Here is a 21,004-nt window from a genome sequence, read left to right as displayed (position 1 = left end):
TATTATTCTACAAACATGCAACGTTTAAATAAGTACCAAATTTACTTTAATTTCAGCACCGCTTGTGGCACATCTTTTACAATACAATACAATAAACGAACAAAGAGCATATAATATGACCGACTTTTTTAGCCACCTATTACACGAATTTAAATTACCACTTGATAATCCTGTGCTAATTTTTTCATTAATACTTTTCATTATTCTTTTATCTCCCATTCTACTTAAAAGACTAAATATTCCTGGCATTATAGGATTAATTATTTCCGGAGTTGTGATCGGTCCTTACGGACTGAACATTCTGGAAAAAAACTCAGCAGTTGATCTGTTCTCAACAATTGGATTATTGTACATCATGTTTATTGCAGGTCTTGAACTTGACATGAATGAATTTAAATCCAATCGAAATAAAAGCCTGTTATTCGGACTATTTACCTTTATCGTCCCTTTAGGATTAGGCTTTCCGGTTTGCTTTTACTTTCTAGAATATGATTTTAACGCAAGCTTACTAACCGCGAGCATGTTTGCCACACATACACTTGTAGCCTATCCGATAGTTAGTAAACTCGGTGTCTCAAAAAACCAAGCAGTCGCCGTCACTGTTGGAGGTACCATTTTAACCGACACCGCTGTATTAATCATCTTAGCGGTGATAATGAGCAATAGTCAAGGAAACCTAAATCAAGCCTTTTGGATTAAGTTAACCGTTTCACTTGCCATTTTCTCAGCTATTATGTTTCTCATCATTCCGAGAATTGCAAAATGGTTTTTCCGAAAACTTGAAAGTGAAAAGCACTCACATTATATATTTGTATTGGCCGTAGTTTTCTTTGCAGCGTTTTTAGCAGAAGTAGCCGGCGTAGAACCAATCATTGGAGCATTCGTTGCTGGACTAGCTTTAAACAAACTAATTCCTCATTCTTCTGCATTAATGAACCGAATAGAGTTTATCGGCAACTCTTTATTCATTCCGTTTTTCTTAATAAGCGTAGGAATGCTTGTTGATATTAGCGTTATTTTAAGTGGTCCAGTAGCACTTATTGTAGCCGCAACCCTAACTGTTGTCGCTTTATTTGGAAAATGGTTTGCCGCATTGTTTACGCAGCAAATTTTTAAATACTCAACCGCACAACGTCAACTTATATTTGGTTTAAGCAGCGCACATGCCGCGGCAACACTTGCGGTAATTTTAGTAGGCTATAAAGCTGGAATTCTAGATGAGAATATATTAAACGGAACCATTATACTTATTTTGGTGACCTGTATTGTAGCTTCGTTTGTTACCGAAAAAGCAGCTAAAAAAATCCTAATTGAAAGTGAACATGATAATACTGATTTAATAGTTAGCCACAACGAGCACGTATTATTACCAATAGCAAATGTGGATAGTATTGAAAAATTATTGGAATTTTCTATTTTCATCAAAGATAAAAAATCACCAAATCCAATTTCAATTCTTTCGGTTGTTTCTAATAATGATGAAGCAGAAATAAATATTTTAAAAGCCAGAAATAAACTTGAAGAATTTGTAAAGCAAGCTTCTGCATCCGAAACAAATGTCAACATAATTACAACCATTGATCACAACCCGACAAGTGGTATTTCACGTATTTCTAGAGAAATTATGGCCGACATTATTATTCTCGGATGGCCTAGAAAAATTGGATTTATCGACAAATTAATTGGCGACAAAGTAGAAGGCGTTTTGAGCAATACAGACAAGACAACTTTTGTATGCGATCTTGAAAAACCTTTAGTAACTCATAAAAGAATTATTATAGCCGTTCCGCCTTTAGCCGAACATGAAAATGGCTTCGAGCATTGGTTAACTAAAATCGCCATTTTAGCGCAAGAATTAAGCATATCAATTCAACTGTTTTGCAACGAAGCGACTGAGAGAGCCATTGCCAAGGTACTAAAGTCAGCAAAATTAAGTGCATCAATCGTTTTTAATCCGTTTAGCGACTGGGATGATTTTCTTATTCTAGCAAGAAACGTGCGAGAAGACGATTTGTTTGTATTGATTTCGGCCCATAGAGGAGCGACCTCTCACCTATCAGTATTAGAAAATTTACCCAATAAACTCGAAAAACACTTCCCTTTCAATAATAAAATTGTAGTGTATCCCCAGCAATTCAATCGTAATTTAATACGAGAACGATATGAAAATATTTCCTCAGAACCGCTATCTAAAGGAATTGAGACGATACAAAAGTTGGGAAAAGAATTTGGAAATATTTTTAAGAAGTAAATTCAAAAAAAGTAAACCAGTAAAATCAACTGAATAACTGAATCATTCATTCATATAAAAGTGCTTCAGTTGTTGCAATTAAAAATTGTATTCTAATTTTTCCTGAAATAATATCTTAATGTTTAGTCAGAAAACGAAATGACGTTAGCATCAGCGTTAATATTGAACGGTCAGACAAGCGCAATACGCAGCAATACAGTTTTAATTGAAAAAAAAACACTATCTCTTTCAAAAAACAATTTAAAAATTACTTTAGTAACCAAATCGAGTGATCACCAGGTCTTGGCAAGCGCTTTAAAGCCAATTCACAACTAAGAAGCACAATGTCGCTCCAAGCAGATTTGACACAGCAACGCAGAAACAAATCGATTTCTCTAACAGCATTAAATTATTTATTCCGACGATAATAACTTTCTACTTTCCCCCTTAAATCGAACCACAGGGTAGTTAAAAATTTAACAATAAAAAAGCCCGAACTTTACAGAACGGGCTTTATAAAATATAATCGCAGTTATTATGCTTCGAATGGAAGGATAGAAACGTATGATTTATTGTCTCTTTTCTTTTGGAACTTAACAATACCAGGAACTCTTGCATGTAAAGTATGATCTTTACTAATGTAAACGTTTTCACCTGGGTTATGTTTAGAACCTCTTTGTCTTACGATGATGTTCCCAGCAATAGCAGCTTGACCACCAAAAATCTTAACACCTAAGCGTTTTGATTCTGATTCTCTACCATTCTTCGAACTACCGACACCTTTCTTGTGAGCCATGATGTTTTAGTTTTAATATTGTTATTATTCTTTAGTATCTTCTTTTTTAGCTTTTGGAGCTGCTTTTTTAGCCTTTGGAGCTGGAGCTGCTTCATCTTTAGCTACTGGTTCAGCTGCTTCTTTCTTTGTAGCTGCTTTTTTAGTTCCACCAGTGGTAATACCAGAAATTTGGATTTGCGTCAAGTACTGACGGTGTCCATTTTTCTTTTTGTAACCTTTTCTTCTTTTCTTTTTGAAAATAATTACTTTATCACCTTTTAAGTGTTGTAACACTTTAGCTTCTACAGAAGCACCTTCTATAGCTGGGGCGCCTAAAGTTATGGTTCCGTTATCATCTAACAAAAGAACTTTTGCAAATGAAATTGCATCTCCTTCTTTGTCAATCAAACGGTTCACATAAACCTTTAAGTCTTTGCTTACTTTAAATTGTTGCCCTGCTATCTCTACGATTGCATACATATCAAATTGTTTTAATAATTTTAAGGTTGCAAATATACAATTAAAAATTTATGATACAATCGCTAATTACAAAATAATTAGAAAACTTACAACACCGATGAAAAACAGCTCATTACATTAAAACTGTTTTACGAAACACATGTTAAAAATATCGGAAAAAACACCGAAAAATTAAGTTTCAAAACAAAAAAAACTACTTTTGAGGTAACATTAAAGCACTATTAAGTACTAATTAAGTTAAAACTAATTTTATTAACCTTCTATGAAAAAAACAATAATGGTTTTAGGCGCATCACTTCTACTTGGCGGAATCGCTTCGGCTCAAAAGGTTGCTTTTGAGGAATACGATTTAGATAACGGAATGCATGTTATTTTGCACAACGATCCATCAGCTCCCGTAGTTATTACATCAGTTATGTATCATGTGGGATCTAAAGATGAAAATCCAGATCGCACTGGAGTGGCTCATTTTTTTGAACATTTATTATTCGAAGGAACCAAAAACATTCAAAGAGGAGAATGGTTTAAAATTGTAACTGCAAATGGCGGAGTTAACAATGCCAATACTTCAGACGACAGAACCTACTATTACGAAGTTTTTCCTTCTAACAACCTAGAGTTGGGATTATGGATGGAATCAGAACGTCTATTACACCCTGTAATCAATCAAATTGGTGTCGATACCCAAAATGAAGTCGTTAAAGAAGAAAAAAGATCTCGATACGACAATAGACCGTATGGTAATATTTTTACTGTGGTCAAAGAAAAAATGTTCGAAGTACACCCGTACCGCTGGACCACTATTGGTTCGATGGAACATTTAGACGCTGCCACCTTGGAAGAGTTTAAAGCTTTTAATAAAAAATTCTATACTCCTAATAATGCAGTTTTAGTAATCGCTGGAGATTTTGACACTAAAAAAACTAAAGAATGGGTCAAAAAATACTTTGGCGTAATTCCGCGTGGCGAAAACATAGTTAAGAAAACATATGAAGAAAAGCCAATTACCGAAACTATTACAGCTACATACGAAGATCCAAACATACAGCTTCCGATGTTAGTGACTGCTTATCGTACCCCTTCTATGAAAACAAGAGATGCTCGAGTTCTAGATCTTATCTCTTCGTATTTAAGTGATGGAAAAAGCTCTAAATTGTACAAAAAAATTGTAGATCAAGAGAAAAAAGCGTTACAAATTGGAGCTTTCGGATACAATCAAGAAGATTATAGTATGTATATTTTGTACGGAATTCCGATGGGAAAAACGACTTCAAAAGAACTCTTGAGCGAAATTGACGGCGAGATTGCAAAAATTCAAACGGATTTAATTTCTGAAAAAGATTTTCAAAAATTACAAAATAAATTCGACAACAATTACGTAAACGCCAATTCTAGTGTAGAAGGAATTGCAGAAAACTTAGCGAGTTATTACCTTTTGTACGGTGACGTTAATTTGATCAATACCGAAATTGATATGATTCATTCGATTACGAGAGAGGAAATAAGAGAAGTAGCCCAAAAATACTTGAATCCAAATCAACGATTGGTTTTAGATTATGTACCAGCAACAGCAAAAACACAAAACTAAGCTTCGAAACATGAAAAAAATAACACTATTAATATTAGCACTGACTATTACAGGAATGATGCAAGCACAAGACAGAACACAACCTAAACCAGGACCTTCGCCAAAAGTAAATATCAAAAAACCAGAAAGTTTTACGATGGCAAATGGCATGAAAGTCATGGTTGTTGAAAATCATAAATTACCGCGAGTAACTTTTAATTTAACGATTGACAATCCTCCTTTTGTAGAAGGAAATAAAAAAGGAGTTGCCGAATTAACGAGCGCCATGATTGGCGACGGAACTCAAAAAACTGACAAAGACACTTTTAACGAAGAGATCGACTTTTTAGGAGCAAGTATCAACTTTAATTCGCAAGGAGCCAATGCCAATGCTTTATCAAAATACAGTAAAAGGGTTTTAGAGCTACTTGCTGAAGGTACTTTACAACCAAAATTCACTCAAGAAGAATTTGATAAAGAAAAAAATAAAATTATCGAAAGCTTAAAAGCCGACGAGAAAAGTGTTCCAGCAATCTCCAATAGAGTAACTGATGCATTGGCTTACGGCTTACATCATCCGTTTGGCGAATTTATTTCTGCAGCAACGATTAACAATGTTACTCTTGCCGACGTTCAAAATAATTACGCGACTTATTTTGCTCCAGAAAACGCTTATTTAATTATAATTGGAGATGTAAAATATAAAGATGTAAAGGTTGAAGTAGAAAAACTTTTTGGCGCTTGGAAAAAATCAACTATTCCAACTCAAACTTATGCAAGTCCAGCAAATGTTGCAAAACTAGAAATTAACTTTGTCGATGTTCCTAACGCCGTTCAATCTGAAATTGCTGTAGTGAACACGGTTAAATTAAAAATGAACGATCCTGACTTTTTTGCAATTGTAATTGCGAATCAAATTTTAGGAGGAGATTTTAATAGTTACTTAAATATGAACTTGAGAGAAGCCAACGCGTGGACTTATGGCGCAAGTTCTTCTATTGGAAGTAGCAAATACGATTCAAAATTCATCGCAAAGTCGGCTGTTAGAAATGCAGTAACGGATAGCGCTGTCGTTGAATTCATGAAGGAAATTAAAAAAATTAGAACAGAGAAAGTTGACGAAACCAATCTTAAAAATGTAAAAGCAGGTTATATCGGTCGATTTGTAATGCAAGTTGAAAAGCCACAAACAGTTGCCCGTTATGCATTGAACATTGAAACAGAAGATTTACCAGCAGATTTCTACGAGAAATACATTCAGACCATCAATGCCGTTACAGCCGATGATATTTTGCGCGTTGCCAACAAATACTTTTTGATGGACAATATGCGTATTGTTATTGCTGGAAAAGGAAGTGAGGTTTTACCAGGTTTAGAAAAACTAAACATCCCGATTAAATATTACGACAAATATGCAAATCCTACCGAAAAGAAGGTAGCTACAAAAGAAGTACCCCAAGGAGTAACAGCTAAAAGTATTTTTGAAAAATACATTAATGCTATTGGTGGCGAAAAAAACATTGTAAAAGTAAAAACGATTGCGATGTTTGGAACAACTACTATTCCGCAAGCGCCATCTCCATTAGATTTTACCTCAAAAATTGACGCAAAAGGAAAATCGATGGTAGAATTGAATATGGGAACAATGAACGTGATGAAGCAAGTGGTAAATGAAAAAGAAGCGTACGTGATGCAACAAGGACAGCGCATGAATTTTGAAGGTGCGGTTTTAAAAGACATGCAAAATAGTGCTAAGCCTTTTGAGGAGTTAAATCTTGCTAAAAGAACAGACTTAAAGGTAGACCGAATAGAAGCAGTTAACAATGCTGATGCTTACGTAATACAGAACGGAAAGTCAACTTATTTTTACAGCACTACAACTGGTTTAAAAGTTGCTGAAACAAAATTGATTGACCAAGGCGGAAAAGAAGTTCCCGTAACCACCAATTTTGGTGATTACAAAGAAGTCAAAGGCGTTAAATTACCTTTTAATATGATTCAGAATGTTGGTTTTGAATTAGACATTAAAATGAAAGAAGTAAAAGTAAATGAAGATGTGGCGGATGCCGATTTTAAATAAGCATGTGCAATGGTACAAAAAAAGCTGTCTTCGGACAGCTTTTTTTATTTCGTATTGTTTCTGAAAATGATTAAAAAAATCCGAACGCACGATTATTTTCGTGCAGACAAAAACACACCAAGTAAAACGACAAGAGCACCAAGCAATTGATATGGCGACAATAATTCTCCATCAAAAAATCCCCAAAAACAAGCAACAATTGGGATAAGATAGGTTACTGAAGTAGCAAAAACCGGTGATGACATTTGTATCAATTTAAAAAAGATAATGTTCGCAATTCCTGTTCCCACAATACCAAGTATTAAAATAAAAAACAACGAATGTTGCACTTCTGCTACGTCAACAACTTCGCTGAAATTTGTGGTTAAAAGAACAATAGAAGCTGGCACTACCAAAATTGTAAAATTTCCAGTTGTGATGCTCAATGAATTCAAATCAGATAAGTATTTCTTAATTAAATTTACATTTAACGCATAGCAAAAACAGGCAATTAACACCAATAAAGTGTAGTAGTAATTTTGGTCAGGATGATTCATTGCTCCGCTAAAAACTAATAAACCACTACCAATTAAACCAATAAAAACGCCTATTATTTGTCGTCGTTGCGCCATTATTCCAAACACTAATACGCCAAGCACTAAAGTAATAAGTGGCGTAAGCGAATTTAAAATTCCTGTAGTCGAACTATCGATCTCTGTTTCGGCAATCGCAAAAAGATAAGCTGGCAAAAAAGTACCTAGCACAGAAGTAATAGCAATATATTTCCACTGTATGCGCTGAATTTTAGCTAAACTTCTAAATCCAATTAAAAGCAAAAATAAAGCTGCAAAAATAATTCGTAGTGAACCAACTTGCAACGCCGACAAACCAACTAACCCTTTTTTTATTAATATAAAGGAGCTTCCCCAAATTAAGGAAAGTATAAAAAGATAGACCCATTTTAATTGTTTCGCATTCATCCTGTTTAATTTGCTGCAAAAGTGTAATAATTTTTGTGATTTAGCTCTAATTTTTGCATATTTTTGCTAGTGAGTAACATCAAAAAATTAATCTAAATAAATCATGAAAAACATTAAATCACTTGCGGCTTTAGCTATAATGAGTATTTTTTTTATCGATTGCAAAAAGAACGAGTCTGAAAAAATAAGTCCTAAAAAAGAAGTTACAGAAGCAGCAATAATTAAAAAAGCAGTAGCTCCCGAAAACTTACAAACTGCTAGTTTTGAAATCGAAGGAATGACTTGCGCTGTGGGTTGTGCCAGAACTATAGAAAAAGAATTAGTTGCAATGGAAGGAATTCAAGAAGCGACAGTTGATTTTGATACCAAAACCGCTACCGTAAGTTTTGATAAAAATCTTCAAAACCCAGAAAGCTTAACTAAAGCAGTTCAAGCAAGCGCAGATGGAAAAACGTATAAAGTTTCAAACTTAAAATCGTAATTTGACTTACACTATTATATAAAAATATCCGCTAAATGCGAATATCTTTTTTTACTTCCACTTTAAAGTTTCCATTAAACGCTTCATGTCGTTTTGAATGTAACTTGCTGCAGGCATGATTGAATCGAAATTGGGCTTTGCGTAAAAATAAACTGAACCTGTTATAAAATGTTTGGTACTATCAGTTACGTAAAATTGCGAATTGGTAGCGGCATTTCCATCCACTTGGTAAAACATACCATACACTTTTTTACTTGGATTAAGATAAGGTTGCTCTAAAATATCATCTGCTTTTATCACGTGCTCAAAGGTAAGCTTTTGAGCATCGCGAAGTAGTTTGTCTATATTTCCAGAAACGGGCTTATACGTTAGATAAATAGTCGCCTTCATCTTTGGATACGTAATTGCAAAACCACAATCTTTTTCCCCCTTAATAATAGCATCGTTATTCATTTCAAAACTAAAAGGACATTGATTTTCAAACGAAACGTATTTGGCAACAGGATAATCCAGTCGCAAATAACTTGCTGGTTTTGGCAAAACATCATCTTTGCAACTAGAAACAGTGGTTACTAATCCCAAAAAAGCAAGAATCAAAAAGCTGTTTTTAATCAATTTCATTAGTCAATCGTTACTTTAATTTGTTTTACTCTTTTTTTATCTACTGTTTCTATCGTAAAGAGACAGTTCTCGTAGGCGATTTTTTGACCTTTCTTCGGAAAATTTCCAATAATTTCTAAAATAAAACCAGCCAAAGTTTCGGCTTCGCCTTTTTTATCCTCAAAAATATCTTCGTTTACATCTATAATTCGATAAAAATCTTTTAGGTTTATTTTTCCTTCAAATAAAAAGTTTTTCTCATCAATCTGTGAAAAGTTAATGCTCTCATCGTCAAATTCATCGCTAATATCACCCACAATTTCTTCTATAACATCTTCTAAAGAAACTAAGCCTGAGGTTCCTCCGTATTCATCAACTACAATTGCCAAGTGACTTTTCATGCTCTGAAAATCTTTAAGCAAATTGTCTAATTTTTTATTTTCAGGAACAAAAAAGGGAGGTCGAATTAAAGTTTGCCATTCAAAATCTTTTTTATCAATATGTGGCAATAAATCTTTGACAAACAATACGCCTTCAATTTGATCGATATTATCTTTATAAACTGGAATACGCGAATAGGTTTTATCAATAATTTTATGATAAATCTCCCCAAAAGTTTCTTCGATATCCAACGCAAAAATATCAATTCGCGGACTCATTACTTGTTTGGTATCTGTATTTCCAAAAGAGACAATTCCTTCTAAAATCTTTTGTTCTTCGGTTGATGTTTCATCAGAATCAGTTAATTCTAAAGCTTGAGACAATTGATCGATCGAAAAATTAGATTTCTGTTTCCCCAGTTTGTTGTGCAAATAAATGGTCGTCCAACGCATTGGAATACTTAAAGGCGACAAAATTTTATCCAAAAAAGCCATTGGGTAAGCGACTTGTTTAGCAAATTTAATATTATTACGACTTGCGTATACTTTTGGTAAAACCTCACCAAACAACAAGATTAAAAAAGTAACTAAAATTACTTCTAATATAAATTTAAGAATTGGCGACTCGATGGCGCTAAAGATATTTTTTCCCACAAAAGAGAACAAAATCACAATTGCAATATTGATAAAATTGTTGGAAACTAAAAGCGTAGCGAGTAATTTTTTGGGTTTTTCTAAAAGATTGGCAATAATTTTTCCTTTAGATTGATTTTCTTGTGTTGCTTCCTCGATATCTTTCTGCGAAAGCGAAAAAAGCGCGACTTCGGCACCAGAAACCAAAGCCGAAAAAAATAGTAAAATAACTATTCCGACAAATCCAATGACAATATTAGGATCTACAATTGTTGCAAGGTACAAACTGGGCTCTGGGTCCAAATTAAAAAAGATTAGTTAAACAATTAAAATGGCAAATCGTTAATAGGCAAACCATTATTTGAAGCGTCAAAGTTAGTGTTTTTTGGCAATTCTGTAACTTGATTTTGCTTATTGCTTTCATTCTCTTTTTTGGTAGACAAAAAAGTAAATTCTGTAACCTGAATTTCAACCGTATTTCTAGTCACACCATCTTCACCTTGCCACTGACGCGATTTAATTCGACCTTCTACATAAATTTTATCTCCTTTAGACAAATATTTTTCACAAATTTCGGCAGCCTTATTGCGAACCACCAAATTGTGCCACTCGGTCGACGTTATCTTTTCGCTAGTTGATTTATTAATATACACTTCATTGGTTGCCAACTGAAACCGTCCAATGCAATTGCCTCCTTCAAAATAATGCATTTTTATATCCTCGCCTAAATGGCCTATCAACATTACTTTGTTTAACGTTCCGCTCATGGTATTTAAGGTGTTTTACCAAAGATACATTTTTTTAAAAACAATAGTAAAGCGTTTCCAAAAAATTATGAATGACAATCGGGAACGGAATTTTTTTTAAAATTTTTAAAATAAAGGAGCAAATATTGAAGTGAAAATTTATTGCTAGTAGAGTACACGGGTGTAGTTTTCTTCTCTTTTGAAAATTAAAATGAATACGAAAAACCCGTGGTAACAAATCCTGCAAGAGAACTGTACTGTTGTGCTTCAAAATAAAAATCACTATTATTTACTCGTAAGCGGGTATTATTATCTCTAATATTTAATATGTTCACGCCTCTTAACATAAATTTCCAATCTTTAATTGAATAAGTAATGCTTGGATTCAATTCAAAAACATCTTTCTGCTTTGAATTAGCGGAATCAAAATGAATAATTTTACTTTCTAAATCCCAATTTAATTTATCTTTAAAAACCACACCATTGAATGCGAATAAAGCAGCTACTGTGTTTAGTTGACTTTTTTCTTTATTCGAATCATTTACGGAAGAATTCACAAGGTATTCTACACCTAAACTGACATTAAAGTCATTGGACTTAAAATAAGACAAAAGAGTAACATCCAGTTTAGTTTGATTCGTACCGAAAGTTGTCGCGTTAGAATTAATAAAGGATTCTCTTTTCGAAAAAGATTGTAGTGTTTCTAATTTAGCCGACCAAGGAATACTTTTTAATTTTTTTTCGATTGTGAAAAACAAATATTTTGAATTATCCAAATCGATATAATCATATTCTCTAATGCTTATGTTTTCAGAATTAAAAGTATTAAAACCAACATCTGTTATTTTATCCGTATAAACCAAAAAACGACCTTATGCCAGTACGTGAACTAGAATACGAACCGTTTAATGTAATTGTGTTTTTAGGTAAAATTGAATTATAAAACACATTCTTACTTCTAAAAACCGTTCTATAGTCTTCTATCAGCATACCTGTTATAACTTTATCTATAGTCACGTTTGAAAAATCTCTTTTATAGTTTAAATTAATATTTATTTCATTTGAAACTTCATAAGAAAAATTAGCAGATGGCAAAAATACCAAGTTATCGGCTCTTTTAGAATTGTGTTCAAACTGAACATACTCTAAGCGAGCACCTAGAGCATAATTAAATTTATAAATTTTCTTTTTACTAAAATTAACGCCCAAATAATTGTTGGTTCTTACCAAATTTAGCTCAGTACTAAATTGCGGATTCAAGTCATCTATAAAATTATTAAAAGAATCGTTTTTAAGTGAAGAACCCGCATTTAAAATTAAAGTTCCAAATTCATTCTTTATTCGCAACTTAGAGTTCACTCCTAAAGAATTATTGTAACCATCAGTTCTTTGATTGATTAAGAAATCTTCATTAAATTTTAAATTAAAAAAAGGCTGATTAGCAGTAATATTTAAATGTTTGGTAAAACTCGTGAAGTCGGCAAACAAATTATACTCGAAAAGAAATTTGTCATTCAATTTAATTTTGTGCGAAAAAAATTGACCAACACCCGTATCAACGTTATTTTTACTATCATCAAAATTGGCCTGGTTAGTAGCTAATATCGTACGAACAAGATTAATTCGCTTATTCGCGCTGTAATTTACAGCTAAGACGTAATTAAAATAATTATTTTCATTTGGCTTATACTCATAACTGATTTTATTTGTACTAAAGAGGGATTTACCAGCAATACTTGAATTTTTATCAATTATAATATCAGTAGTAGAAAAAAAGTTTTGCTTGGCTTGCAGAAACTCCGATTGCTTAATATAATTTAACATTGAAGAATACTTGACCTTGCTCGTTTTAGAAATTTTGTCACTAAAATTGACAGAATAAAACTGAATGTCTTTAGCATTAACATTATCAGTAGCAAACAAAAAAGAAGGCACGTCTTCGTCAACAGTTATAGAACTGGATGAGTTCTCACTAAACAACTCATTTTGAATCCCTTTTTTAAGCTCTAAGTAGTCAGTTACTGTAAAAGCCGGATTGTTTGTGTTATTGACATCTGTAATAACATTCACCTTTATTTTACCACCAAAATTATAGATAGTGTTGTGCTGTCTGTAACTTTTCTTATAACCATATTCTTGGCTAACATCACCTTTAATAGTGTTTTTATACTGATTCTTTAGAGAAAGGTTTAGTGCTGTTCGCTTATTATTGTCAAATCCTGTAATAGAAGATAAATTTTTAAAATTCTTAAGGATTTCAATCTTTTCAATCATTTCCGATTTAAGATTTTCTGTAGCTAGTTGATGTTGAGTTCCAAAAAACTCATGGCCATCAATCAACACATCATCAATTTTTTTTCCTTGATATCTTATCTTACCATTTTTATCGATACTGAGTCCAGGTAATTTCTTTATTACATCTTTTAGTTTCTGCTCGGACCCATTGAGCAATCTTTTGAGATTAAAAGTTATTGTATCGTTCTTTTCATTAACATCACGAAAATCAGCTTTGATCACAACCTCTTTCATGGCTACAACCTCATTTTTTAAAATAATGTTTTTCTCAATAATTGAACGATTGCCATCAGTGCTAAATTCAAAAACAACTGGCTTATATCCCAAAAAACTTGCCTTGAGTAGAAAAATTTTAGTTTCAGCATCAGGACAAACCAATTCAAATTGTCCCAAATTATTGGACTGTTTGAAATCAATAAGTACATTATCCAGTTTATTATACAATCGTACATTTACAAGTGACACTGGATTTTGCAATGAATCTTTTATTGTTCCTTTAATAGTGGTTTGACTTTGAATTTGGAGAAATGAAAAAATAAAAAAAAACAATATGATTCGCATAAATGGTATAGCCTATTTTATAATAATCGTAGATCTGGTAGTGGTTGTATTTCCATTTACTGTAGTTGTAGAACTCGATTTCAATTTACTTACTTTCTCTTTTACGAAACTCTCTACTTCCGCCATGGTAACGGTTTCTTTTGGTGTTTCGGGTTTTACTATTATTATTGGATTTTCATCAATTTTCACACTAGTGGCTACAAACTCAATTCCTCCTGTGCTTAGATATAATATGAGCCCCGGAAGTCCATCAAATTTTTCCGGACCTGCACTTATCGCAATATCTTCAGTAAACCAAGCTGTAAAAAAATAACCAAACGCATCAGATGTAGCTTTTTTACAAGTGAAACCATTCATTTCTTTAGTTTCATTGGTGATTTGCCAATTCCAATTTAGTAAATGATCTTTACCAAAGAAATCTTTATTGCCATTAAAAAACTTAAAGAGTAGTTCATTACCAGCTATATCTTTATAGTAGTATTTCTCCTTTGTTTTGTCTGTTATTCTATAAGTAGCAGTATTTTTATGAACTCCCCCTCCATCATTTGTTTCATTCGCAATTTCATTTACTGAATTTTCGGTATTTTTCGTTTGGGAACTATTTTCATAAAGCGAAATTCCATTCTGATATTTTAAAGTATAATTATACGATGCTAAAATATGCTTTCTAGCAAATTCCGGTGTAGCTTCCAGCTTTTCTTTACTGATAATTCTTTTTTCCGAATAATTCACTGTAACTGCTTGAGAATATCCTATTAAAGACAGGAAGAAGAAAAATACTAAATGTTTTATTTTCATTTTATTTTTATTATTAAAAGCAAATTGTTTCTAAAAAACAATTTGCTTTTTGGTTTAGTTTAAAAAATTAAGTAGCAGATTTAATAACAAGTTGTTGTAGTTTCTACATCATATATTTCATGATAACCTTGCATATCATAACCCGATTCAACAAACCAATAATTTGTACGAGTAATACAGAAATCAACTAAAAGTTCTGAATCTCCGTCTTCTTCAGATAAGCTAACTTCTTTCGTGTTAATTTCTTTAATTTGATTGGGAATTAAAGTTTTTGTTCCTACCTCATTTGCACTAGCAAATAAAGAAACAGATAAAATGCAAATAAAAAAATGGTTCTTTTTACGTGATTTAAAAATTAAAGGTTAATTATTTTGGTATACCGTGGCGAAAATACGACAATAATAATTATAAAGATAAAAATCTTACAAATTAAATACAAAAAAGAATTCTTCACCTAAAAACAGTTCGCCTAAGCTATACGAAAAGCGTTTCTAAAAAATTATGAATCACAATCGGGAACGGAAATTTTTTAGCTTCTGCGATCGAAATACCATTTTCAATTGATTGACCAACGCGAATTTTCCAGAATTTAATATTAAGATGCTGATGTGATAATTTATGCATAATCGCTTTAGTATTCAATTCTTCTATACCTGTAATAGTATAATGACTAAAGAATTCATTTGTAAGCACTGTAGCAACAAACTCAAATTCCTTTTCCTCCTCAGTTTCCAAAAGCGGAAACTCGTATAAATTGTGCCAAATGCCTTTGGCTGTTCTTTGTTGCAAAATCGTATTGCCAAGCGTATCTTCTAAAATAAAATAATTAAAGAACCGATTGGTCACTTTCACCTTCTTTAATTTTACAGGAAGCACACCCACTTTATTTTTTTGCAAAGCCAAACAGCTCGAGTTAAAAACACAAATGGAACAATTTGGACTTTTAGGTACGCATTGTAACGCACCAAACTCCATTATCGCCTGATTAAAAATTGCGGGATTATCTTTGGGCATCAATTCAAAAGCCAATGCGGCAAATTCCTTTTTAGCACCAGCATTGGCAATATCGGTTTCTATATCAAAATAACGCGATAAAACCCGGAACACGTTTCCGTCAACCACAGGAACAACTTCATTATAGGCGAAAGAAGCAACGGCTGCCGCCGTGTACTCTCCTACTCCCTTCAATTGCAAGAGTTCTTTATAAGTTGCCGGAAAAACTCCATTTAACTCGGTTGCTATATATTTTGCGGTGTAATGCAAATTGCGCGCTCTAGAATAATAACCTAAGCCTTGCCACAACTTAAGTACTTGCTGCTCCTCTGCAGCAGCCAAGTCAAAAATGGTTGGGAAAGCGGTTGTAAATGACATGAAATAAGGCATTCCTTGCGCTACACGCGTTTGCTGCAACATAATTTCGGAGAGCCAAATAGGATAAGGATTGGTGGTATTTCGCCATGGCAAATCACGTTTGTTTTGTAAATACCACTTTATAAGCAATTTAGAAAAATTCATTATTAATTATTAGACCACAAAAGTAAAAGTTTATGTTATTAAAATTTAACGATTTAGCTTGAATTATTGTTTTTTTAATTGTTATATTTGCACACTCAAAAAAAATAGTACACCATTTATAAATACGAAAGAAAATGACGAAAGCAGATATCGTAGCGAAAATTTCAGAGAGATTAGGACTTGAAAAAGGAGATGTTCAAGCAACAGTTGAAACATTTATGGAAGAGGTTAAATCTTCTTTAGAAACTGGAGACAATGTTTATTTAAGAGGCTTCGGTAGTTTCATCGTAAAAACAAGAGCTGAAAAAACAGGAAGAAATATTTCTAAAAATACCACGATCAAAATCCCTGCTCACAACATTCCTGCGTTTAAACCTGCAAAAGTTTTTGTAGAAGGAGTAAAAATAAATAACGAAGCAAAATAACACTATTAATTAATCATAAAATCGATACGATATGCCAAGTGGTAAAAAAAGAAAGAGACATAAGGTAGCTACGCACAAAAGAAAGAAAAGAGCGAGAGCTAACCGTCACAAAAAGAAAAAGTAGTTTTAAACTACTTTTTTCTTTTTAAACGTTCATTGAAATCGAAAGTTAGTATTCGCCCGTCAGTAATAAGTCTTCAGTTCGCTGATCACTTTAAACTGTTTGTTGCAAGCTAATTTTCCCCGGGTTCAATACCTGTTAAAATATTGTTTAATCCATCCTTACAATTCAGTCACGAGTTATAAGTTAGGAGTTATGAGTTGTAAAACTGAAAACTAAAACCTAAAACTGAAAACTAAAAAGTTCGGATAAAAATTTACAGTGTGAATAAAGAATTAATCATTAGATCTAGTTCTGAAGCCGTAGATTTTGCCTTATTAAAAGATGGAAAACTAATTGAATTACACAAGGAAGAAGAGAAAAGCAACTTTCAAGTTGGTGATATTTTTATCGCCAAAATACGAAAACCAGTTGCCGGACTTAATGCTGCTTTTGTAAATGTAGGCTTCGAAAAAGATGCCTTTTTACATTATCACGATCTAGGTCCTAACTTAGCTTCCCAACTGAAATTCATAAAACTTGTAAGCGCAGGTAAATTAAAAGATTTCTCCCTAAAAGCTTTTCAGTTTGAAAAAGAAATTGACAAAGACGGTATCATAACTGATATCTTAAGTGCCAATCAATCTGTTTTAGTTCAAGTTGTCAAAGAACCAATATCAACCAAAGGACCAAGAATTAGCGCTGAGCTTTCTCTTGCCGGACGTTTTATTGTGTTAGTTCCATTTTCTGACCGTGTTTCTATTTCACAAAAAATAGAAGACAAAAAAGAAAAAGACCGTCTTAAAAAACTTGTTCTATCAGTCAAACCAAAAGGATTTGGTGTTATTGTTCGCACAGTAGCCGAAGGCAAAAGTACAGTAGAATTAGAAAAAGATTTGCAGAACCTGCTAGGCAGATGGACTGCAATGTGTAAAAAATTACCTACTGCTCATCATCCATCCAAAGTATTAGGAGAACTCAATAGAGCGTCTTCAATATTAAGAGATGTTTTCAACGATACCTTCAGTGGTATTCAGATAGATGACGAAGAGTTGTACCATCAAACGAAGGAATATTTGCAAGAAATTGCACCTTCCAAACAATCGATTGTAAAGTTTTATCAATCAAACGACACTCCAATTTTCGAGAAATACAACATTGAGAGACAAATCAAAACTTCATTTGGCCGTACGGTTTCTATGAGTAAAGGAGCTTATTTGATCATCGAACATACCGAAGCCTTGCACGTCATTGACGTCAACAGTGGTAACCGATCAAACAAAGCCACCAACCAAGAAGACACAGCTCTTGAAGTAAATATGATTGCAGCTGCCGAAATTGCCAGACAATTGCGTTTGCGTGATATGGGCGGAATCATAGTGATTGATTTTATCGATATGTCTAATCCAGAAAACAGGAAAGTTCTGTTCGACTTCTTGCGAGAAGAAATGAGCGACGATAAAGCCAAGCATAAAATCTTGCCTCCTAGTAAATTTGGACTTGTTCAAATTACTCGACAGAGAGTAAGACCCGAAGTAAACATTAAAACTAGAGAAGAAGATCCAAACAATGAAAATGGTGAAATTGAAGCACCAATTCAAATCATTGATAAAATCGCTCTTGATCTAGAACGAATTTTAAAAATCCACAAAAACGTCGTACTTAATGTACACCCGTTTGTGGCTGCATACCTCAGTCAAGGTTTTCCATCATTGCGTTCAAAATGGTTTTTTGAACACAAAAAATGGGTAAAAATCATACCACGTGACGCTTACACGTACTTAGAATATCATTTCTACGACAAACAAGGAAATGTTATCAAAGAATAAATAATAAAACCGCCTCTCGAAAGATTGGCGGTTTTTTTGTGTCTTTTTTGAAAATTTGAAGGAGCTATTTCCTGCTGTTCGCTGTATCTTTTTCGCCTTAAAGAAAGGCAAAAAAGGATGCCGCTTCTATCAGGGCTAGGATTTAGTGCTCAAATTATTAATCACTAACTACCTCAACTTTTCGGCTAATTTCATTTCCCAGTTCGTCCACTACAGTAATGTAATGAAACCCAGCACCCATCAAAATTGGCTTTTCGTGAAAAACTGCAGTTGCACCTTTATATATTTGATCTACATACCAAAATAATTGTTTCTCTCGATCAGAATAAGCAACTTTAAAAATTACTGGTTGCACCTCACTATTAAAATTCTTTGTTAGGTATATTTTACTACCCGATTTTGGATAAATAAAGTCCATAGCACCGGTTTGTGTTCCAATACAATCGTCTTTAAAAGGCGGCAAAGACACATATTCAATATGTTTACTTTTATAATACCAAGCCATAACGGGCGGCAAGATAAACCAATTCTTCACTATCATATTTTCGACACTTTCGCAACTACTATTAACCTGAAACTGCTGCGCTTTATCTAAATGGATCATTTTATGATACGGACAAACTGCAGTCGATTTTCCCTTTTTCGAAACCCATTGTTTGATTTTGGGACATCCGTCTTTCGCCAAATAACCACTTAATTTGCAAACTTCTACTTCAGCTAAATCTTTGTAAGGTGTTTCAAACCATCTTTGTCTTGGCAGCAAATTAAATACATCAAACAAAATAGGCGCTGCACTAGTGACTCCTGTTAAAGTTGGTCGTCCTTCGCCAGTTGCATTTCCGACCCAGACACCCACTACATATCTCGAATTGGTTCCTATTGCCCATGCGTCTCTGTTTCCAAAACTGGTTCCTGTTTTCCAAGCAATTTTTAAAGAGCTGTCATAAAATTTCCAAGACTCATCACCTTCTGGTCTATTTACTTCCTCCATGGCATTATAAGTCATCCAAATTGATCCGGCTCCCACAATATTCTTTTGACTCGATTCTTCTCCAAAATCGGTCTTAAAAGCAGTATTGTAATTTAGTTCCGCAAATTCATGCGTACGATACTTTCCATCATTTTTAGTAAAATAATTTAACGTGGACGACAAGCCTGCGTACGATCGGCATAAATCCCATAAATTACTTTCGGCGCCACCTAAAATAAGTGACAATCCATAATGATCCGCCGATTTATTGATATTACGCAACTTGAATTTCTGCAACTCTTCATAAAACTTATGTACGCCAAAATCTTGCAACATTAAGACAGACGGAATATTTAATGAACGAGACAATGCCCGATGCGCAGGAACCGCTCCATCGAAAGTTAAATTGTAATTCTGTGGTGTATAACCCGCTATTTGAGTAGGAACATCGGCAATTAAAGTGTTTGGCAAAATCTCGCCATCATCGAGCATCGCAGCATATAAAAAAGGTTTTAAAATACTTCCTGTGCTTCTGGCTGCCTCAATAATATCTACATCTTTTTGATGATCACGATCTGTTGGAGCATTGCCCACATAACTTATAATATCTCTATTTTGAACATCAATCACTAATATCGCCAAATTATGAACCTCATTTTGCTGGTATTGATTGTAGTAATACTTAGCAATTTGATTGACTCTGTTTTGTAACTCAAAATTGACTGTAGTTTCTACTCGTGTTCCTTTTGCATTTTTTGCCACACGTTCTAATAAGTGTGGTGCGATCTGAGGCAAATCAAAAGGTTTTTGCGGCAAAGGTTCCTCTATAGCCAATTCATACGTTTGCTCATCAATAATACTTTCGCTTTTTAACTTCAGTAAAAGTCTATTGCGTTTTGCTACTAGTTTAATTTGATTTTTACCTGGATAAATTAAACTTGGTGCATTTGGTAAAACCGCTAAAGTTGCGCTTTCAGCCCAAGACAATTGGTTCGATTGAACACCAAAATAACGCCAAGCAGCCATTTCTAAGCCGACCACATTACCTCCAAAAGGAGCATGAGCCGCGTACAGTTCGAGAATGTTATTTTTAGAATAACCCAATTCCAATCGAGTGGCCAGAATAAGTTCTATAACTTTTTCAAAATAAGATCTTCGTTTGCCTTTTCTAGACAATCGAATCACCTGCTGCGTTAATGTACTCCCCCCACGAACCACTTTGCCTGCTTTGCTGTTTTGTTGCATCGCATTGACCATTGCCACGGGATTAAACCCAGGATGTGTATAGAAATACTCATCCTCAAAATAAACGATACATTGTTTAAACTTATCTGGAACGCTATCGTGTGCCGGAAAACGCCATTGACCGTCTCCAGCAATCTTAGCGCCAAGCAATTCTCCTTCTCTACTTTCAATTACTGTAGAATAGGGCTCCTTAAACAAGGTTGATGGTAGCGAGAAATAATAAATCACTAACAGCACAAATACTATTAGTGATTTTATCTTATTTCTTTGTACCCAATTGATCAGTCGCTGTAAAAACGTTTTTAGGTGGTTTTTCAAAATCTATAATTCAAAAC

At 33.6% G+C, this 21,004-nt stretch carries 17 protein-coding genes; 6 read left to right on the top strand and 11 right to left on the bottom strand.

Annotation, left to right across the window (positions count from 1 at the left end):
• Positions 1 to 115 precede the first annotated feature (115 nt).
• Positions 116 to 2,251: a cation:proton antiporter gene (locus ACRASX_RS06920; protein ID WP_432223074.1), complete on the top strand. Its 2,136-nt coding sequence runs from the start codon at positions 116 to 118 to the stop codon at positions 2,249 to 2,251.
• A gap of 514 nt (positions 2,252 to 2,765) precedes the next feature.
• Here ACRASX_RS06920 and rpmA read toward each other — a convergent pair.
• Positions 2,766 to 3,026, bottom strand: coding sequence for a 50S ribosomal protein L27 (gene rpmA / locus ACRASX_RS06915; RefSeq protein ID WP_066313094.1), 261 nt, complete (start codon positions 3,024 to 3,026; stop codon positions 2,766 to 2,768).
• Between the two features lie 24 nt (positions 3,027 to 3,050).
• The gene (gene rplU / locus ACRASX_RS06910; RefSeq protein ID WP_066313093.1) at positions 3,051 to 3,485 is read right to left on the bottom strand and encodes a 50S ribosomal protein L21; all 435 of its coding nucleotides are present in this window, start codon (positions 3,483 to 3,485) and stop codon (positions 3,051 to 3,053) included.
• 262 nt (positions 3,486 to 3,747) lie between these two features.
• Here rplU and ACRASX_RS06905 point away from each other — a divergent pair, with 262 nt between their 5' ends.
• Both ACRASX_RS06905 and ACRASX_RS06900 read left to right on the top strand, forming a co-directional pair.
• Positions 3,748 to 5,073, top strand: a complete 1,326-nt coding sequence (locus ACRASX_RS06905) for a M16 family metallopeptidase (protein WP_066313090.1) — start codon at positions 3,748 to 3,750, stop codon at positions 5,071 to 5,073.
• A 10-nt stretch (positions 5,074 to 5,083) separates the two neighbouring features.
• Positions 5,084 to 7,132 carry a M16 family metallopeptidase gene (locus ACRASX_RS06900; RefSeq protein ID WP_432222874.1) on the top strand — a complete coding sequence of 683 codons (2,049 nt, stop codon included), beginning with the start codon at positions 5,084 to 5,086 and terminating at the stop codon, positions 7,130 to 7,132.
• Between the two features lie 92 nt (positions 7,133 to 7,224).
• Here the strand turns inward: ACRASX_RS06900 and ACRASX_RS06895 are convergent, their stop codons facing one another.
• Complete coding sequence (locus ACRASX_RS06895; RefSeq protein WP_432222873.1) at positions 7,225 to 8,091, bottom strand: DMT family transporter; 867 nt, start codon at positions 8,089 to 8,091, stop codon at positions 7,225 to 7,227.
• A gap of 103 nt (positions 8,092 to 8,194) precedes the next feature.
• Between ACRASX_RS06895 and ACRASX_RS06890 the strand changes: the two genes are divergently transcribed.
• Positions 8,195 to 8,572, top strand: a complete 378-nt coding sequence (locus ACRASX_RS06890; RefSeq protein WP_432222872.1) for a heavy-metal-associated domain-containing protein — start codon at positions 8,195 to 8,197, stop codon at positions 8,570 to 8,572.
• Between the two features lie 51 nt (positions 8,573 to 8,623).
• Here the strand turns inward: ACRASX_RS06890 and gldD are convergent, their stop codons facing one another.
• The 7 genes from gldD to mutY all read right to left on the bottom strand — a co-directional run bounded on the left by gldD (position 8,624) and on the right by mutY (position 16,100).
• Positions 8,624 to 9,193 (bottom strand): gliding motility lipoprotein GldD, encoded by a 570-nt coding sequence (gldD, locus tag ACRASX_RS06885; protein ID WP_157492748.1) that lies wholly within the window; start codon positions 9,191 to 9,193, stop codon positions 8,624 to 8,626.
• The gene (locus ACRASX_RS06880) at positions 9,193 to 10,488 is read right to left on the bottom strand and encodes a gliding motility-associated protein GldE (protein WP_432222871.1); all 1,296 of its coding nucleotides are present in this window, start codon (positions 10,486 to 10,488) and stop codon (positions 9,193 to 9,195) included. The genes gldD and ACRASX_RS06880 overlap by 1 nt, the downstream gene beginning before the upstream one ends.
• Before the next feature lie 23 nt (positions 10,489 to 10,511).
• Entirely contained in the window at positions 10,512 to 10,952 is a 441-nt protein-coding gene (locus ACRASX_RS06875) for a single-stranded DNA-binding protein (RefSeq protein WP_066313079.1), read from the bottom strand.
• Between the two features lie 185 nt (positions 10,953 to 11,137).
• The gene (locus ACRASX_RS06870; protein WP_432222870.1) at positions 11,138 to 11,794 is read right to left on the bottom strand and encodes a hypothetical protein; all 657 of its coding nucleotides are present in this window, start codon (positions 11,792 to 11,794) and stop codon (positions 11,138 to 11,140) included.
• Positions 11,778 to 13,787 (bottom strand): hypothetical protein, encoded by a 2,010-nt coding sequence (locus ACRASX_RS06865; RefSeq protein ID WP_432222869.1) that lies wholly within the window; start codon positions 13,785 to 13,787, stop codon positions 11,778 to 11,780. The genes ACRASX_RS06870 and ACRASX_RS06865 overlap by 17 nt, the downstream gene beginning before the upstream one ends.
• Positions 13,788 to 13,799: 12 nt before the next feature.
• Positions 13,800 to 14,585 carry a GLPGLI family protein gene (locus ACRASX_RS06860; protein WP_432222868.1) on the bottom strand — a complete coding sequence of 262 codons (786 nt, stop codon included), beginning with the start codon at positions 14,583 to 14,585 and terminating at the stop codon, positions 13,800 to 13,802.
• Positions 14,586 to 15,059: 474 nt separating this feature from the next.
• Entirely contained in the window at positions 15,060 to 16,100 is a 1,041-nt protein-coding gene (mutY, locus tag ACRASX_RS06855) for an A/G-specific adenine glycosylase (RefSeq protein WP_432222867.1), read from the bottom strand.
• Between the two features lie 134 nt (positions 16,101 to 16,234).
• Between mutY and ACRASX_RS06850 the strand changes: the two genes are divergently transcribed.
• Both ACRASX_RS06850 and ACRASX_RS06845 read left to right on the top strand, forming a co-directional pair.
• Complete coding sequence (locus ACRASX_RS06850) at positions 16,235 to 16,525, top strand: HU family DNA-binding protein (RefSeq protein WP_066313067.1); 291 nt, start codon at positions 16,235 to 16,237, stop codon at positions 16,523 to 16,525.
• A 384-nt stretch (positions 16,526 to 16,909) separates the two neighbouring features.
• On the top strand, positions 16,910 to 18,454 hold the full coding sequence (locus ACRASX_RS06845; protein ID WP_432222866.1) for an Rne/Rng family ribonuclease: 1,545 nt from the start codon (positions 16,910 to 16,912) through the stop codon (positions 18,452 to 18,454).
• 157 nt (positions 18,455 to 18,611) lie between these two features.
• Here the strand turns inward: ACRASX_RS06845 and pbpC are convergent, their stop codons facing one another.
• A complete protein-coding gene (pbpC, locus tag ACRASX_RS06840; RefSeq protein ID WP_432222865.1) occupies positions 18,612 to 20,987 on the bottom strand; it encodes a penicillin-binding protein 1C in 2,376 nt (791 codons plus the stop codon).
• Positions 20,988 to 21,004: the final 17 nt, after the last annotated feature.

It is taken from the genome of Flavobacterium sp. TMP13, from assembly GCF_050847115.1.
GTDB lineage: Bacteria > Bacteroidota > Bacteroidia > Flavobacteriales > Flavobacteriaceae > Flavobacterium.
The sequence above is the reverse complement of the archived record's forward strand: the minus strand, read 5'-3'. Positions and strand labels throughout refer to the sequence as shown.

Bases quoted from the DNA above. Each gene is read 5' to 3' on its own strand.
- ACRASX_RS06920 (WP_432223074.1), top strand. From the start codon at position 116: ATGACCGACTTTTTTAGCCACCTATTACACGAATTTAAATTACCACTT.
- rpmA (WP_066313094.1), bottom strand. From the start codon at position 3,026: ATGGCTCACAAGAAAGGTGTCGGTAGTTCGAAGAATGGTAGAGAATCA.
- rplU (WP_066313093.1), bottom strand. From the start codon at position 3,485: ATGTATGCAATCGTAGAGATAGCAGGGCAACAATTTAAAGTAAGCAAA.
- ACRASX_RS06905 (WP_066313090.1), top strand. From the start codon at position 3,748: ATGAAAAAAACAATAATGGTTTTAGGCGCATCACTTCTACTTGGCGGA.
- ACRASX_RS06900 (WP_432222874.1), top strand. From the start codon at position 5,084: ATGAAAAAAATAACACTATTAATATTAGCACTGACTATTACAGGAATG.
- ACRASX_RS06895 (WP_432222873.1), bottom strand. From the start codon at position 8,091: ATGAATGCGAAACAATTAAAATGGGTCTATCTTTTTATACTTTCCTTA.
- ACRASX_RS06890 (WP_432222872.1), top strand. From the start codon at position 8,195: ATGAAAAACATTAAATCACTTGCGGCTTTAGCTATAATGAGTATTTTT.
- gldD (WP_157492748.1), bottom strand. From the start codon at position 9,193: ATGAAATTGATTAAAAACAGCTTTTTGATTCTTGCTTTTTTGGGATTA.
- ACRASX_RS06875 (WP_066313079.1), bottom strand. From the start codon at position 10,952: ATGAGCGGAACGTTAAACAAAGTAATGTTGATAGGCCATTTAGGCGAG.
- ACRASX_RS06865 (WP_432222869.1), bottom strand. From the start codon at position 13,787: ATGCGAATCATATTGTTTTTTTTTATTTTTTCATTTCTCCAAATTCAA.
- ACRASX_RS06860 (WP_432222868.1), bottom strand. From the start codon at position 14,585: ATGAAAATAAAACATTTAGTATTTTTCTTCTTCCTGTCTTTAATAGGA.
- mutY (WP_432222867.1), bottom strand. From the start codon at position 16,100: ATGAATTTTTCTAAATTGCTTATAAAGTGGTATTTACAAAACAAACGT.
- ACRASX_RS06850 (WP_066313067.1), top strand. From the start codon at position 16,235: ATGACGAAAGCAGATATCGTAGCGAAAATTTCAGAGAGATTAGGACTT.